Below are 14,311 nucleotides of genomic sequence, written 5' to 3' on the forward strand. Positions count from 1 at the left end.
GCGATCCCGGATGTCGTAAAGGCGGATAGGTCCAACGGGGGATGGTAGACGGTGGCCCCGACAGTTTTCGGCGCCCGCGCTTCGACCCCCGAAAATCCGTCCCTCTCAGGTTACGGCCTTCCCAGGCCACGGCAGGAGGGCTTTGAGAGTCAACCGCGTGACCTGCCCGCTTATGCCCCAGGCATCTGATGAAATATCAGGACATGACTGTTCTACCGGCGATCCAGGCCGAACTGGCCGAGGCCACCGACCGCCTGCTGACCACCGCCGCCGCCCTCACCCCCGCCGACCTGGCCGCTCCCTCGCGCCTGCCCGGCTGGACCCGCGGCCACGTCCTGGCCCACCTCGCGGGCAACGCCGACTCGCACCTGCGCCTGCTCGCCTGGGCCAGGACGGGCGTGGAGACCCCGCAGTACGCGGGTCCCGACGCCCGCGTCGCCGAGATCGAGCGCAACGCCACCCGCTCGCCCGCCGAGCACCTGGCGGCCGTCGAGGACGGCGCCGCCCGGCTGGTCGAGGCCGTCGCGGACATGCCCGAGCAGGGCTGGCGGACCATGGTCACCGGACTGCGCCCGCCGTACCACCCGGCCTGGTACTGCCTGGTCAGGCGGCTGCGCGAGGTGCACATCCACCACGTCGACCTGGGCGCGGGCTTCACCCCCGCCGACTGGCCGGCCGCGTTCGTGCGCCGCGAGCTGCACGACTGCCGCGTCTGCTGGCCGTACGGCGAGTCCACCGTCAGCGAGATCCGCATCGACGACGGAGAGACGTGGACAGACCTGGGCGAAGGCCCCGTCGTGGCAGGCGGCTCGGCCGACGTGCTGGCCTGGCTGACCGGACGCTCGGGTGGAGACGGGGTTACTGTGGTGCCCGAGGGGCGATTGCCGTCCGCGCCGCCATGGCTGACGATGCCCGCCCCCGCTGCCCTGCCCGCCACGCCTCCGAAGGACTATCCATGACCTACACCGGTGACGTTCAGGTCGGCGGGCCGGCCGACGTACGCGAACTACCCGGGCTGACGATCACCAAGCTGGCCGTCGGCCCCTTCGACAACAACGCCTACCTGCTGCGCTGCACCGAGACGGGCGACGAGCTGCTGATCGACGCCGCCGCCGAGGCCGACCGGCTGCTCGCCCTGATCACCGACGAGCCGCTGAAGTGGATCGTCACGACCCACCGGCACGGCGACCACTGGCAGGCGCTCGAGCAGGTGGCCAAGGTCACCGGCGCCGCCACGATCGCCCACCCGCTGGACGCGCCCGCGCTGCCCGTCAAACCCGACAAGACCGTCTCGCACGGCGACACGATCACCTTCGGCCGCGTCAGCCTCGAGGTCATCCATCTGCGCGGGCACACGCCAGGGTCGATCGCGCTGCTGTACGGCACGCACCTGTTCACCGGCGACTCGCTCTTCCCCGGCGGGGTGGGCAACACCCAGAAGGACCCGACCCGCTTCGACCAGCTCTACACCGACGTGGTCGAGCGCATCTTCGACCGCCTCCCCGACGAGACCTGGGTCTACCCCGGCCACGGCAAGGACACCACCCTCGGCGCCGAACGCCCCTCCCTCCCGGAGTGGAAGGCCCGCGGCTGGTGATCTGACTCTCTCGTCCTGTACGGCGAGGCCGCCCCACCCGCCGCCCACCGCACCAGGCTGACGACGCGCGACCGGCGCCGCCCTCGCGGTGGACCGGTTGCCCGCCGTAACGGCGCCCACAACCCACCGGGACGGGACCCAAGCCCAGGTCGGCCCTACACCCGTGCGCCGCGAAGAGGATGTCAGTTGGACAGGCGGCCTGACAGGACGTGGGCGATGCGCTGGGCGGCGAGGGCGGGGTCGTCGGCGAGCCCGACGATCTCCCCCCAGGACCAGCGATAGAACCAGCCGTCGGAAAGCGGCACGCAGTCGACGGTCTCCACCAGCATGGCCGTGTCGGGGTCGCTGACGCGCAGCGCGGGAGGGTTGTCGCGCAGCTGGGCGGTCAGCCCGCGCAGCTCCAGCTCGGCGGCCAGCTTGCCGAGGTAGTACGTGCGGGTGTGCTCGCGCGGCATGACACCATCATCGCGCGCCGGCCGCCCGCACGCCTCCTCGGATCCGCAAAGGGGCTAGCCGCCGACGCGCTCGCGCTCCTTGCGCTGCTCGCGCTTGTAGAACAGCATCCGCAGCGGGATCGCCGCGACGAGCGCGATCTGCATGGACGCGCCCACCTTGATCGGCATGTCGCCGCCCTGCGGCCAGGCCACCCACACGGTGAGGAACGCCACGTTCACCATGATCCAGGCCAGGACGCCGGCCAGCAGCTGTCCCTTGGGTTTGGGGTATTCGATGCGGCTGACCATGAGCCAGGCCACGCCGAGCACCGCGGCCAGCGCGGGCCAGCTCGGCTGGAACAGCATCACGATGGAGATCACGGTCATCGCGCCCATCGGGATGGGCAGCCCCATGAAGTCGCCGCTCTTGGTCTTGACGCAGGCGAAACGCGCCAGCCGTACGACGCCGGCGAGCAGCACAGACGCGGCCACCACGAGCACGGCCGTGAACGGGACCCGGCCGCTGAAGCCGCCCCAGACGACGACCATGAACGCCGGGGCGAAGCCGAAGCTGATGACGTCGGCCAGGTTGTCCAGCTCCGCACCCATCGCCGAGGCGCGGAAGCGCCGGGCGACGAGCCCGTCGAACAGGTCGCAGGTCGCGCCGATCAGCAGCAGCACCACCGCGGTGGCGAAGAATCCGGGCGCGATCTCCAGCTTGGAGTGTGCCTGCAGCGACTGGATGGCCGAGCCCGCCAGCACGCACACCGCGAGGAACCCGCACAGCGCGTTGCCCAGGGACAGCGAGTCGGCGGCCGACAGCCGGAAAGCCTTGCCGACCGGACCGCGTGGCTCATCTTCTTCGGCCTGCCAACTACCGGCATCAGCCGCGGTCAATTCTGGTCACCCCCGCAACCGTCTTCTCCCCCACGGACACCGCGGGGGCGATCCCTTCGGGAAGATAGATGTCGACCCGCGAGCCGAACCTGATGAGGCCGATCCGCTCGGTCTGCGAGACCTTGGCGCCTTCGCTCACGTACGGCACGATCCTGCGCGCCACCGCGCCCGCGATCTGCACCATCTCGATGTCACCGAGCGCGGTCGCGAAATGCCACACCACGCGCTCGTTCTGGTCACTGTCCTTGTTGAAAGCCGGCAGGAACCCACCCGCCACATGCTGCACCGAGGTGACGGTCGCCGCAAGGGGGGCCCTGTTGACGTGCACGTTCACCGGGCTCATGAAGATCGCGACCCGGGTGCGGCCGTCGGGCCAGGCGTCGATGCTCTGCACCACCCCGTCGGCGGGCGACAGGACCCGGCCCTGACCGGGCTCCCGGTCAGGGTCGCGGAAGAACCAGAGCATCGTGCCGGTGAGCGCGGTCAGCGGCACGGCCGCGAGCGCCCAGCGCCGGTCGCGGCGCACCAGGAGAGTGGTGGCGGCAGCGGCGGCCACCGTTGGGAGGAGCCACGGGGAGGTGCCCCGGGCCAGCCGCACGCGGCCTCGCTTTGCAGAATCGTCTGACACGAACAACCTTTGTTGGTACTGGACTGGGCGCTTTGCCGTGATGTTACAGAACCTGCAACTATCACAGCGCCTCGAACGCCATTTAGCTAGCCCTGGATTCCTCGCCCTTGCGCATGTCGAGCCGGGCCTTGATCAGGCTCGCCGCGGTGGTGACGACCATGGTGACGCCGATGACCGTGAGCGACACCCAGATGGGAATCTCCGGCGCCCAGGAGACCTCGCTGGCGTGCAGTGCCTCCAGAATCAGCTTAACCCCGATGAACCCGAGGATGAACGCCAGGCCGTAGCTGATGTAGACCAGGCGCTGCAGCAGCCCGCCCAGCAGGAAGTACAGCTGACGCAGCCCCATCAGCGCGAACGCGTTGGCGGTGAAGACCACGAACGGGTCCTTGGTGAGCCCGAAGATCGCGGGGATGGAGTCGAGCGCGAACAGCAGGTCGGTGGTGCCGATCGCGATCATGACGATGAGCATCGGGGTGACGAACCGCTTGCCGTCGATCTTGACGGTGACCTTGGAGCCCACGTAGCCGTCGGTGGTCGGGAACGCCTTGCGCACCCAGCGCAGCACGATGTTCTCGTTGAACTCGTCCTCCTCGCCCTTGAGGTGCTGACGGACGAGGTTGATCGCGGTGTACACGAGGAAGGCGCCGAAGACGTAGAACAGCCAGCTGAAGCGCTGGAGCGCGGCGGCGCCGAGCGCGATGAACACGCCGCGCATCACCAGCGCGAGCACGATGCCGACGAGCAGCACCTTGTGCTGGTAGGCGCGGGGCACCGCGAACCTGCTCATGATGATGAAGAAGATGAACAGGTTGTCGACACTGAGGCTGTATTCGGTGATGTATCCGGCGAAGAACTCCCCCGCCTTGGCGGCCCCGAACACGGCCCACAGCAACCCGCCGAAGATCACGGCCAAGGCGACGTAGAACGTGACCCAGTACCCGGCCTGCTTCATCGAGAACTCGCGGGCCTCTCCGCGGTCGACAATCCACAGGTCGACGGCGAGAACGAGGAGGAGTCCACCGATGACGGCGATCCAGGCCCACACGGGTACGGTCACGATTCAAACCTCCGGCATGCATGACTCATTGCCGGAGGTCTCTCCCGCCCGCGGGGACGCGGACCGACAGCCCCGGGGGCCTCATGGGTCGAGGCGGCACCGTGATGACGAAGCTGTCGCGAAGGGATACTCCCCTCCTCTAACCAAAGCAGTATATGAGAACACCTTAGCCTCGCCTAATCTTTCTCGCGATCATGGCCGTATGCGGCCAGAACGCTCTCGACCGCGTCGTCCTCCCCGGGCAGCTCAGCTCCTCTTCGCGCCGCCGCCCGCGCCAGCCGCCCGGCCTCCGCCGCATCGCCGACGACCTTCAGTACGGCGGAGCGGAGCGCGTCCGCGTCCCCGTAGGGCACCAGGATCCCGGCGTCGCCCACCAGGCCGGGGATGCCGCCCGTGGCGGTGGCCACGACCGGGGTGCCGGCCATCAGCGCCTCGCTGACGCTGAGCGGCTGGCCCTCCCACCGGCTGGCCCACACGGCGACGGTGGCGCCGGCGAGCAGGTCGGGCACGTCGTCGCGGTTGCCGAGCAGCACCACGGGCAGCCCTTCCGCGTCGATCCTGGCCTGCAGCTCGCCCCGCAGCGGCCCGTCCCCCGCCACGGCGAACAGGGCGCCCTCGACGCCTGCGGCGGCGTCCAGGAGCGTGTCCAAGCCCTTCTGCTGGGCGAGCCTGGCCAGGGCGAGGACCAGAGCCCGTTCGCCCAGGCCGAGCTCGGCGCGCACCTCCTGCGGGGTACGCGTGGCCGGGCGCAGCCGCCAGGCGGGCACGACGGCGGGACGCACGTCGCGCGCTCCCAGACGGCGCATGCGTTCGCCCAGGTCGGGCGAGACCACGAGCACGCGATCGGCGCGTGCCACGATCCGCTCGAGCACGCCGTACACGAAGCCGGTGAAGCCGCCCGCTGTGAGGGCGTTGTGCAGGGTGACCACGAGCGGGGCGCGCGGGCGGGCGAGCCAGGCCAGGGCGCCGGCGCGCAGGCCGTGGGCGTGCACGACGTCGGCCTCGCGGGTCAGCCGCCGGATCGCGGCGACGGCGCGCAGGTCGTTGACGGGGTGCGGGCGGTCGGAGACGGGGACGGGCACGAAACGGGCGCCCAGCCCGGTGAATCCGAACTGCCGCTCCACCGAGGGCGGCCCGGCGACGAGCGTCCGGTGGCCGCGCCTGGTCAGGCCTTCGACCAGCATCGCCACGTGCCTGCCCGTCCCGCCTGTGGCGGTCCCGAGGACGAATGCCACCCGCACGACTGCTCCCTCCCTCAACGCCCGCGCATGACGAGCCCGGTGACGCCGCGGGCGTCCTGCCGATCGATCAGGGCCGCGACCAGGCCGCCCGCGGCCAGCGCCGCGAGCGCGGCCAGGACGGCCGACAGCACGTTGGGCCAGATGCCGCTCGCGCCCAGCCACCGTACGACGGCCGCGCCGGCCAGGTAGCCGGCGGCGCCGCCCGCCACGGCCGCGAGCAGTGCCCGCCACAGCCCGGCCAGCGCGCCGGGACCGCGGGCCCGCAGCACCGACACCAGCAGCGTGGCGCCGCCGACGGTCATGCCGACCGTCATGCCGAGCGCCATGCCCGCGATCTTCCAGTCGGACGGGAACAGCAGCACGAACGCGGTCTGGGCGATCATCACCACGATCCAGCCGGCGACCGTGCCCGCGGCGGCGGCCCTGCCCTTGCCCGAGGCGTACAGCACGCGGCTGAGGTGCGCGATCAGCCCGTAGCCGACCAGCCCGGGCGCGAACAGCGCGATGGCCCGCGCGAACTCCGGCGCGGGCACGTCCGACTTGAAGCCGAGGAACACGATGGCGCCCGGCGCGGACACCGCGGCCAGGATCCCCGCCGCCAGCCCCGACACCAGCACCACGGCCCGCGTCGTGCGGGCGGCCAGCGGCTCGAACTCCCCCGGCCCCGCCGCGGACAGCCGCGGGAAGGCGCTGGTGGCGATCGGGACGGCCAGCACGGCGTAGGGCACCAGGTAGATCGCCCAGGCGTAGTTGTAGATCGCGATGGCGCCCGTGCCGATCTGGTTGGACAGCAGCAGCACGACCACCATGGCGGCCTGCTGGGCCAGCAGCCCGGCGACCCCCGCCCCGGCCAGCCTCGCGACCCTGGAGGCCACGCCGTCGGGGAAGCGCAGCGTGGGCCGCCAGCGCAGCCCGAGCCGGGCGGTGGGCGGCAGCACCGTAAGCACCAGGGCCAGCACGCCCAGGCTGGTGCCGACCGACAGGGCCAGCTCGGCGGGGCGGGGCACGGTGGCCGGGTCGGTCTGCCCCTGGCTGAGCGGCACGAACAGCAGGTACGCGCAGATCACCACGATGCTGGACACCAGGGGCGCCAGCGCGGGCCCCGAGAAGCGCTCGCGCGACTGGAGCACGCCGTAGAGCACGACGGCCATGCCGTACAGCGGGATCTGCGGGGCGAAGACGACCAGCATGCGCGCGGCGGTGGCGGTCACCGCGGCCGCGTCGCAGCCCGCGACGACGTCGCCGAAGAACAGGCCGGCGATCGGCCCGGCGAGCAGCGCGGTGAGCAGCCCGAGCGGCACGAGGACGACCAGCACCCAGGTCATCAGCGCCGAGCCGATCCTGCTCGCCTCCCGTCCCGGCACGCCCGCCAGCACGGGGACCACCATCCCCGCCAGGGCCCCGCCGACCACGACCTCGAAGACGATGTTCGGGATCTGGTTGGCGGTGAAGTAGGCGGTGGCCAGGCAGTTGGTGCCGACGGTCTGGGCGAAGGCGAGCTGCTTGGCGAAGCCCGCGACCCTGGCCAGGATCGTGATGGCGCCGATGAGGATCGCGCCGCCGGCGACGCCCCTGGCGAGCCGTGCCGTCACGCGGGACGGCGCCCCAGCATGTCGAGCTTGTTCAGCACCGGGTTGCCGGCGATCACCTTGGTGAAACTGACCTTCTCCGAGGCGGCCGTCAGCACGGCCACACTCCCCAGTACGGCCAGCCGCCCCGGCCGCCCGAGCTTGGTGACGGCGGCGAGCCCGAGCAGCGCGCCGAGCGCGTTGGCGCCCGCGTCGCCCAGCATCGCCCGCTCGCCCAGGTCGTCGGGCAGTACGGCGGCCGCGGCGCCGAGCGGGACGGCGGTGAGCGCGGCGGCGACCGGCTGGTCGCGGAACAGGGCGGCGAGCAGCAGCGGCCCGCCGGTGAGCAGGCCGACCTTGATGGCCCGCCCCGGCCGCAGGTCGAACAGGTTGGCCAGGTTGGCGCTGCCGGCGATGGTGGCGCCGTTGATCAGCGTGTCGACGGGCCCGCCGGAGACCAGGGCGGCGGCGGCCAGCCCCGTCGCGCCGATGCCGAGGATCTTGACGGCGCCGCTGGTGACCTCTCCCCTGGTCAGGGCGCTCAGGTGGCCCTTGAAGCCCTTGGAGGAGGTGGTGCCGTACAGGTCGTCGTAGGCGCCGAGCGCGCCGCTGCCGGTGCCCGCGAGCAGGGCGGCCAGCCGTACCCGGCCCGGCAGGCCGGGCGCCAGCGCGGCGGCGGCGCCCGCGCCGGCCACGAAGGCGGGGCCTTCGAGCAGGGTGATGGGCTCGCCGCGGTGGTTCTTCCTGGTCCAGCGGTCGTCGCCGGTCCTGGACCTGGTCAGCGCGGTGTAGGCGACGCGCGCGGCGGCGGCGCCGATCGCGGCGCCCGCCAGGGCGTACAGCAGGCCACGGGCCATGTCAGCTCCCTGAGGAGGTGGGGGATGTGGACGCGTTCGGCACGGCGGGCTGGAAGTTCGAGGCGCCGGCACCGATGCCGTAGTGGCCGCTCTTGCCGGCCAGTTGCTCCCGCAGCGCGTAGACCACGACCACGCGGCCGGCGGGCATGTCGAGGGTGTCGACGGTCGAGACGTGCTTGGCGGCGTCGCTGTCGTCGCGCAGCGCGCTGACGGCGCCGCCCGTCGCGGCCGCGGTGGCGGCGGTGCCCGCCAGGACCGAACCCTTGGCGCCCTGGTCGAGCCCGGCGTTCAGGGCGACCAGCGCGTCGGTCTCGGCGGAGGCGTTGTCGCCGTCGAAGACCTTCTCCGGGGCGAACATGACCACCATCGTGGCCCGCTTGTTCGGGTCGCCGTCCGTGGTGCTCAGCAGGGAGTCGGTCTCGAAGCTCTTGAGGACCGCCGAGGTGTCGGGGTTGACGGTGTTGGCCTGCGCGGGGTCGGTGGTCAGCGTCGTGGCGGCCAGCAGCGTCGCCGCCTTGTCGTAGACGGAGGCGGTGGGCGGGAACGACATGCTGGCCGGCTTGAGCGTGTTGACCAGCCCGTCGATCACGCCGGCCGACTTGGGGTCGAAGAACTTCTCGCTCAGCGACACCCGCCCGGAGACGACGGCGCCGGCCTGCTCGATGACCTGCTGCTGGGCCTCGCGGTAGGTGGCGCTGTCGCCTGGCGCGTCCATGAGCAGGACCCGCTGGCCCTGCAGGTCGCCGGAGACCAGCTGGGGCGTCTGGTTGAGCACGAACTGGTCGTTGCCCGCTTCCCTGCCGCGCAGCGCGTCGAGCTCGGTGCGCAGGTCGCCGTTGGTCTTGGTCAGCTCGTCGCTGGTCTTCTTGGCCAGCTCGACCGCGGGCTCCTGCAGCAGCGTGGTGCCCATGATGATGCCCACCGCCAGCGCCAGGAAGATCGCGACGATGGAGACGAGGTGATAACGGAAATCGATCACGAGAAGAGTCCGACCACCCAGAAGATGAATGCGTTCCAGACGTCCTGCAGGCCGTTCAGCCAGGTCTTGCCGACGGGCGAGGCGTAGATGGCCACCGCCATGGTGACCGCGGCCGTCACGACGAGCAGCAGCAACTGCCCGGTCGAGATGCGGCTGCGGTACAGCCTGCTGACGCCCTTGGCGTCGATGAGTTTACTGCCGATGCGCAGCCGGGTCAGGAAGGTGCTGGCCATGCCCGCGCGCCCCTTGTCCAGGAACTCCTCCAGGGTCCAGTGCGTGCCGACCGCCACGATGAGCTCGGCGCCCTTGTCGTCGGCCAGCAGCATCGCGATGTCCTCGCTGGTGCCGGTGGACGGGAAGATGACCGCGTCGCGGCCGAGCTGGTGCACGCGCTCGAGGCCGGGCGCGCGGCCGTCGCGGTAGGCGTGCACGATGAGCTCGGCGCCGCAGGTCAGCGCCTTGGTGGAGACCGAGTCGAAGTCGCCGACGATGATGTCGGGCAGGTAGCCGGCCTCGATCAGCGCGTCCGCGCCCCCGTCGACCCCGACGAGCACGGGGCGGTATTCGCGGATGTAGGGGCGCAGGGTGGCGATGTCCTCCTTGTAGTGGTAGCCGCGCACCACGATGAGGACATGCCTGTCCTCCATGGGGGTGCGGATCTCCGGCACGCCGACTCCGTCGATGAGAAGCCTGCCCTCACCGCGAACGTACTCCATGGTGTTGACGGCGAAAGCCTCGATCTGCACGGAAAGTCCGGCACGCGCCTCGGCCATGGCGGCCTCGAGCGCCTCGGGGCTCTGCTGGTCGCCCTTGCCGACGAGCTCTTCCTCGAGGTAGAGCACGCCGTCCTGCAGGCGGACGACGTCGCCGTCGCGCACCCGCTCGAACAGCTCGGGGCTGGCGTTGTCGACGAAGGGGACGCCCGCCTCGACGAGGATCTGCGGGCCCATGTTGGGGTAGCGGCCACTGATGCCGGCGGCCACGTTGACCACCGCACCCACCCCGCACGCGACCAGCGCCTCCGCGCTGACCCGGTCGACGTCGACGTGATCGATGATGGCGATTTCACCAGGCTGGAGCCGTTTGGTCAGCCTCTTGGTTCGCCTATCGATTCTCGCCACGGCCGTGACACCGGGAAGGACTCCGTCCTTCCTACCGCGGAGGCCCGGCAGTCTGCTTCCCGGAACCTTCATCAAGACCATCCTGCCAGAGGGAAAGGACTCGGAGGCCCGACACTACGCGGCGTGTCTGTTATGTCACGCAGGATCACCCATCTGCCGCGGCCAGGCCGAGCAGTTCCTCCGCATGTGCCCTGCCCAGCTCGGAGTCCTCGAGTCCGGCCAGCATGCGCGACAGCTCGCGGACCCTGCCCTCGTGGTTGAGCGCGACCACGCCGCTGCGCACCACGCTGCCGTCGCTGGCCTTCTCGACCACCAGGTGCTGGTCGGCGAATGCGGCCACCTGCGGCAGGTGGGTGACGACGATGACCTGGGCGGTGCGCGCCAGCCGGGCCAGCCTGCGGCCGATCTCGACGGCCGCCTTGCCGCCCACGCCGGCGTCGACCTCGTCGAAGACGAACGTCGGCACCGGGTCCGCTCCGGCGAAGACCACCTCGATGGCCAGCATGACGCGGCTGAGCTCGCCGCCCGAGGCGCCCTTGTTGAGCGGGAGCGGCGGCGCGGCCGGGTGCGCGGCCATGCGCAGCTCGACCTCGTCGACGCCCTCGGGGCCGAAGTCGTCGGCACGGGTGAGCTGGACCACGACCCTGGCGTGCGGCATGGCCAGCGCGGTCAGCTCCTGGGTGACGGCCTGGCCGAACCGCTCGGCGGCGGCCTCGCGCACCCCGGTGAGCTCGGCGGCCAGCTCGGTCAGGCGCGCCGTCAGCTCGTCGTGCTCGCGCGTCAGCTCCTCGATGCGCTCGTCGTCGCCCTCGAGCTCGGACAGCCGCTGGGCGGACTGCTGCGCCCAGGCCAGGACTCCTGCGCTGTCCTCGGCGTATTTCCTGATGAGTCCCGTCAGGGCGGCCCGCCGTTCCTGCACCGCGGCCAGCCTGGCCGGGTCGGCGTCGATCGACTCGGCGTAGGCGGCCAGGTCGGTGGCCACGTCGGAGATGAGGTAGCCGGCCTCGGCCAGCCGGTCGGCCACCCCGGCCAGCTGCGCGTCGAAGTCACGCACGGCCTCCACGGCCGACCGGGCCTCGCCGAGCAGGGAGATCACGTCGTGGTTGCCGCCGGAGGAGTCCATGGGGTCGCCGAGCAGCGCGGTGTGGGCGGTGGTGGCGGCGGTGCGCAACGCGTCGGCGTGGGACAGGCGCTCCTCCTCGGCGCGCAGCTCCACGTCCTCGCCGGCCTTGGGGTCGACCCGCTCGATCTCCTCCAGGCCGAAGCGCAGCAGGTCGGCCTCCTGGGCGCGCTCCCTGGCGCGGGTGGTCAGCTCCTCCAGCAGGGCGGCGACCTGCTTATGGCGTTTGTAGGCCTGGCTGTAGGCGCGCAGCGGCTTGATCAGTTCCTCGCCGGCGTAGCGGTCGAGCGAGGCGCGCTGCCTGGCGGGCTGCAGCAGCCGCTGCTGGTCCATCTGCCCGTGCACGGCCACCAGGTCGTCGGCCAGGTAGGTCAGCGTGCCGACGGGGACGGTGCGCCCGCCGAGCCAGGCGCGCGAGCGGCCCTCGGCCGAGACGGTGCGCGAGATGATGAGCTCGCCGTCGTCCACCTCGCCGCCGATGTCCTCGACCTGCTGGGAGACGCGGCCCCCCGTCTCGATGACGAGGGTGCCCTCGACGCTGGCCCGCTCGGCGCCCGGGCGGATGCGCGAGGGGTCGGCGCGGCCTCCGAACAGCAGCCCGAGGCCGGTGACGACCATCGTCTTGCCTGCTCCGGTCTCGCCGGTGACCACGTTGAAGCCCGGCGAAAGCTCGAGCACGGCCTCGTCGATGACGCCGAGACCCTGGATGCGGACCTCCTCGACCCTTGGTCGCACTGCCCACTCCCGCCTCACTGCATCGATGGTCGCGCCCGCTTCGGTGCTCGTTGGCATCGTGCCTCGCTCTCTCCCACCGAGCTGCTGCGCTCCGAACACGTGTGCGCATCAGATCCTACGCGCTCCGGAGTCAATTAGCTCAGGGACGCACTCTCCCACGCCACCCCTGAACGGGAAGTTCGAACTTGGCCACGAGCCGGTCGGTGAAGGGCGCGCCGGTGCTCTCGATGCCGTGCAGCCGCGCCAGCCGTACCGGGATCTGGCCGCGCCGCACCTCCACGCGCGCGCCGGGCGGCAGCTCGAAGCGGCGCCTGCCGTCGCACCACAGCACGCCGCCGGGCGTGTCGGGCAGGATCTCCACGGCCAGCGTGGAGCGCGGCGAGACCACTAGCGGCTTGGCGAACAGGGCGTGCGCGCTGATCGGCACCATGAGCAGCGCCTCCACCTCGGGCCAGACGATCGGACCACCCGCGGAGAAAGCGTAGGCGGTCGAGCCGGTCGGCGTGGCGCAGATCACGCCGTCGCACCCCCAGCGCGACAGCGGGCGGCCGTCGATCTCGGCGACCAGCTCGAGCATGCGGTCGGTCTTCTCCACGGTGACCTCGTTCAGCGCCCAGGTGTCGGCCAGGACCTGGCCGTTCAGCCGGGCGAGAACGTCGACCGTCATGCGTTCCTCGACGTCGTAGCGGCCCGCCACCACGCTGTCGACGGCGGCGAACAGGTCGTCGACCTCCGCCTCCGCCAGGAAGCCGACGTGGCCGAGGTTGACGCCGAACAGCGGCGTGCGGGCGGGCCTGGCCAGCTCGGCGGCGCGCAGCAGCGACCCGTCGCCGCCGAGCACGATCATGATCTCGGCGTCCTTGGCCGCGCTCGGGTCGCACGGCACAACTTCGACGCCCATGCAGCCGATCTCCTCGGACTCCATGTCGAGGACGCGCACGGTCATGCCCGCATCGACGAGCCGGTTGACCACCAGCCGGGCGCTGTCTACGGCGGGCCCCCGCCCGGTGTGCACGGTGACCAGGACACTCCGGTTCATTGCGGCCCTTCCGCGACGGCACGCTGGATCTCGGCTTCGAGGTCGCCGACCGGCGGCGCGCCCTCCCCCTTGCCCAGCCAGAGCAGATATTCGACATTTCCTGACGGGCCCGGAAGCGGGCTCGCCGTCACCCCGCGTACGTCCAATCCCAGCTCGGCGGCCTTGTCCGCGGCCTGCCGTACGGCTTGCGCCCTCAGGGCGGGGTCGCGCACGACGCCGCCCGCCCCCACGAGGTCCTTACCCACCTCGAACTGCGGCTTGACGAGCAGCACGAAGTCGGCCCTGCTCGCGGCGACCTGCGCCAGTGCGGGCAGCACGAGCCGCAGCGAGATGAACGACAGATCTCCCACGACCAGCGTGGGCGGTTCGCCGACCTGCTCGGGCGTCAGGTCGCGGACGTTGACGCGCTCCATGACCGTGACCCGGTCGTCGGTGCGCAGCGACCAGGCCAGCTGGCCGTAGCCGACGTCGACCGCCAGGACGTGCCCGGCGCCGCGGCGCAGCAGCACGTCGGTGAAGCCGCCGGTGGAGGCGCCGGCGTCCAGGCAGCCGCGGCCCTCGACCTCGATGGGGAAGGTGTCGAGCGCGCCGAGCAGCTTGTGCGCTCCGCGCGAAACGTAGTCGGGGCCCTGCTGCGACTCGACGACCACGATGGCGGCGGCGGTGTCGACCTGGGTGGCGGGCTTGCCCGCCGCCTGGCCGCCGACCGTCACCCGTCCTGCCTCGATCAGCTGCCGCGCCTGCTCGCGCGATCTGGCCAGCCCCCGCCGCACGAGCTCGTTGTCCAGCCTGACCCTGCGGCTCACTGAGCGTCCAGGGTGGCCTCGAGCCCGGAGAATGCCTCCTCGAACACCTCGACGTGCTCGCCGACCGGCAGCTCGGACAGGCGGGAGAGGCCCGCGACGATCGCGTCCACCCGCTCGTGGCCGGTCTCCTCCGGCAGCTCACTCATGACACGACCGTAACGCCTCCCGCGAGTGCCTGCGGCACCAGGCAGGCGTGTCACGCGTTGGAGGGTCATACGGTTGGGGAACG

15 protein-coding genes are annotated in these 14,311 nt (G+C 71.6%); 2 read left to right on the forward strand and 13 right to left on the reverse strand.

Annotation, left to right across the window (positions count from 1 at the left end; genetic code table 11):
* Positions 1 to 203: 203 nt before the first annotated feature.
* Together KIK09_RS37350 and KIK09_RS37355 are read left to right on the forward strand one after the other, a co-directional pair.
* The gene (locus tag KIK09_RS37350; protein WP_214324159.1) at positions 204 to 959 is read left to right on the forward strand and encodes a maleylpyruvate isomerase family mycothiol-dependent enzyme; all 756 of its coding nucleotides are present in this window, start codon (positions 204 to 206) and stop codon (positions 957 to 959) included.
* On the forward strand, positions 956 to 1,597 hold the full coding sequence (locus KIK09_RS37355) for an MBL fold metallo-hydrolase (protein ID WP_214324160.1): 642 nt from the start codon (positions 956 to 958) through the stop codon (positions 1,595 to 1,597). The genes KIK09_RS37350 and KIK09_RS37355 overlap by 4 nt, the downstream gene beginning before the upstream one ends.
* 182 nt (positions 1,598 to 1,779) lie before the next feature.
* On the opposite strand, the gene KIK09_RS37360 is transcribed toward KIK09_RS37355, so the two are convergent.
* From KIK09_RS37360 to KIK09_RS37420, 13 genes are all read right to left on the reverse strand, one after another.
* On the reverse strand, positions 1,780 to 2,052 hold the full coding sequence (locus KIK09_RS37360) for a hypothetical protein (RefSeq protein WP_214324161.1): 273 nt from the start codon (positions 2,050 to 2,052) through the stop codon (positions 1,780 to 1,782).
* Between the two features lie 54 nt (positions 2,053 to 2,106).
* Positions 2,107 to 2,928, reverse strand: a complete 822-nt coding sequence (gene pssA, locus KIK09_RS37365) for a CDP-diacylglycerol--serine O-phosphatidyltransferase (RefSeq protein WP_214324162.1) — start codon at positions 2,926 to 2,928, stop codon at positions 2,107 to 2,109.
* Positions 2,915 to 3,520: a phosphatidylserine decarboxylase gene (locus tag KIK09_RS37370; protein ID WP_250574432.1), complete on the reverse strand. Its 606-nt coding sequence runs from the start codon at positions 3,518 to 3,520 to the stop codon at positions 2,915 to 2,917. The genes pssA and KIK09_RS37370 overlap by 14 nt, the downstream gene beginning before the upstream one ends.
* Before the next feature lie 118 nt (positions 3,521 to 3,638).
* The gene (locus KIK09_RS37375) at positions 3,639 to 4,616 is read right to left on the reverse strand and encodes a TerC family protein (RefSeq protein ID WP_214324164.1); all 978 of its coding nucleotides are present in this window, start codon (positions 4,614 to 4,616) and stop codon (positions 3,639 to 3,641) included.
* Between the two features lie 176 nt (positions 4,617 to 4,792).
* Positions 4,793 to 5,857, reverse strand: a complete 1,065-nt coding sequence (locus tag KIK09_RS37380; RefSeq protein WP_214324165.1) for a glycosyltransferase family 4 protein — start codon at positions 5,855 to 5,857, stop codon at positions 4,793 to 4,795.
* A gap of 14 nt (positions 5,858 to 5,871) precedes the next feature.
* On the reverse strand, positions 5,872 to 7,449 hold the full coding sequence (gene murJ / locus KIK09_RS37385; protein ID WP_214324166.1) for a murein biosynthesis integral membrane protein MurJ: 1,578 nt from the start codon (positions 7,447 to 7,449) through the stop codon (positions 5,872 to 5,874).
* Positions 7,446 to 8,282, reverse strand: a complete 837-nt coding sequence (locus KIK09_RS37390) for a hypothetical protein (protein ID WP_214324167.1) — start codon at positions 8,280 to 8,282, stop codon at positions 7,446 to 7,448. The genes murJ and KIK09_RS37390 overlap by 4 nt, the downstream gene beginning before the upstream one ends.
* 1 nt (position 8,283) lies before the next feature.
* The gene (locus KIK09_RS37395; RefSeq protein ID WP_214324168.1) at positions 8,284 to 9,261 is read right to left on the reverse strand and encodes a copper transporter; all 978 of its coding nucleotides are present in this window, start codon (positions 9,259 to 9,261) and stop codon (positions 8,284 to 8,286) included.
* Positions 9,258 to 10,454, reverse strand: a complete 1,197-nt coding sequence (steA, locus tag KIK09_RS37400; protein WP_214324169.1) for a putative cytokinetic ring protein SteA — start codon at positions 10,452 to 10,454, stop codon at positions 9,258 to 9,260. The genes KIK09_RS37395 and steA overlap by 4 nt, the downstream gene beginning before the upstream one ends.
* A gap of 73 nt (positions 10,455 to 10,527) precedes the next feature.
* Positions 10,528 to 12,237, reverse strand: a complete 1,710-nt coding sequence (gene recN, locus KIK09_RS37405; protein WP_214324170.1) for a DNA repair protein RecN — start codon at positions 12,235 to 12,237, stop codon at positions 10,528 to 10,530.
* Positions 12,238 to 12,376: 139 nt separating this feature from the next.
* Positions 12,377 to 13,276: an NAD kinase gene (locus KIK09_RS37410; RefSeq protein ID WP_214324171.1), complete on the reverse strand. Its 900-nt coding sequence runs from the start codon at positions 13,274 to 13,276 to the stop codon at positions 12,377 to 12,379.
* Entirely contained in the window at positions 13,273 to 14,082 is an 810-nt protein-coding gene (locus KIK09_RS37415) for a TlyA family RNA methyltransferase (protein ID WP_214324172.1), read from the reverse strand. Before KIK09_RS37415 ends, KIK09_RS37410 begins: the two co-directional genes overlap by 4 nt.
* Positions 14,079 to 14,228 (reverse strand): hypothetical protein, encoded by a 150-nt coding sequence (locus KIK09_RS37420; RefSeq protein ID WP_214324173.1) that lies wholly within the window; start codon positions 14,226 to 14,228, stop codon positions 14,079 to 14,081. Before KIK09_RS37420 ends, KIK09_RS37415 begins: the two co-directional genes overlap by 4 nt.
* Between the last annotated feature and the right edge of the window lie 83 nt (positions 14,229 to 14,311).

It is taken from the genome of Nonomuraea sediminis (assembly GCF_018531495.1).
Taxonomy (GTDB): Bacteria; Actinomycetota; Actinomycetes; order Streptosporangiales; family Streptosporangiaceae; genus Nonomuraea; species Nonomuraea sediminis.

What these genes read in the sequence shown, in the direction of transcription:
- KIK09_RS37355 (WP_214324160.1), top strand. Translation starts at nt 956, where the DNA reads ATGACCTACACCGGTGACGTTCAGGTCGGCGGGCCGGCCGACGTACGC.
- KIK09_RS37410 (WP_214324171.1), bottom strand. Translation starts at nt 13,276, where the DNA reads ATGAACCGGAGTGTCCTGGTCACCGTGCACACCGGGCGGGGGCCCGCC.
- KIK09_RS37390 (WP_214324167.1), bottom strand. Translation starts at nt 8,282, where the DNA reads ATGGCCCGTGGCCTGCTGTACGCCCTGGCGGGCGCCGCGATCGGCGCC.
- KIK09_RS37420 (WP_214324173.1), bottom strand. Translation starts at nt 14,228, where the DNA reads ATGAGTGAGCTGCCGGAGGAGACCGGCCACGAGCGGGTGGACGCGATC.
- steA (WP_214324169.1), bottom strand. Translation starts at nt 10,454, where the DNA reads ATGAAGGTTCCGGGAAGCAGACTGCCGGGCCTCCGCGGTAGGAAGGAC.
- KIK09_RS37360 (WP_214324161.1), bottom strand. Translation starts at nt 2,052, where the DNA reads ATGCCGCGCGAGCACACCCGCACGTACTACCTCGGCAAGCTGGCCGCC.
- KIK09_RS37350 (WP_214324159.1), top strand. Translation starts at nt 204, where the DNA reads ATGACTGTTCTACCGGCGATCCAGGCCGAACTGGCCGAGGCCACCGAC.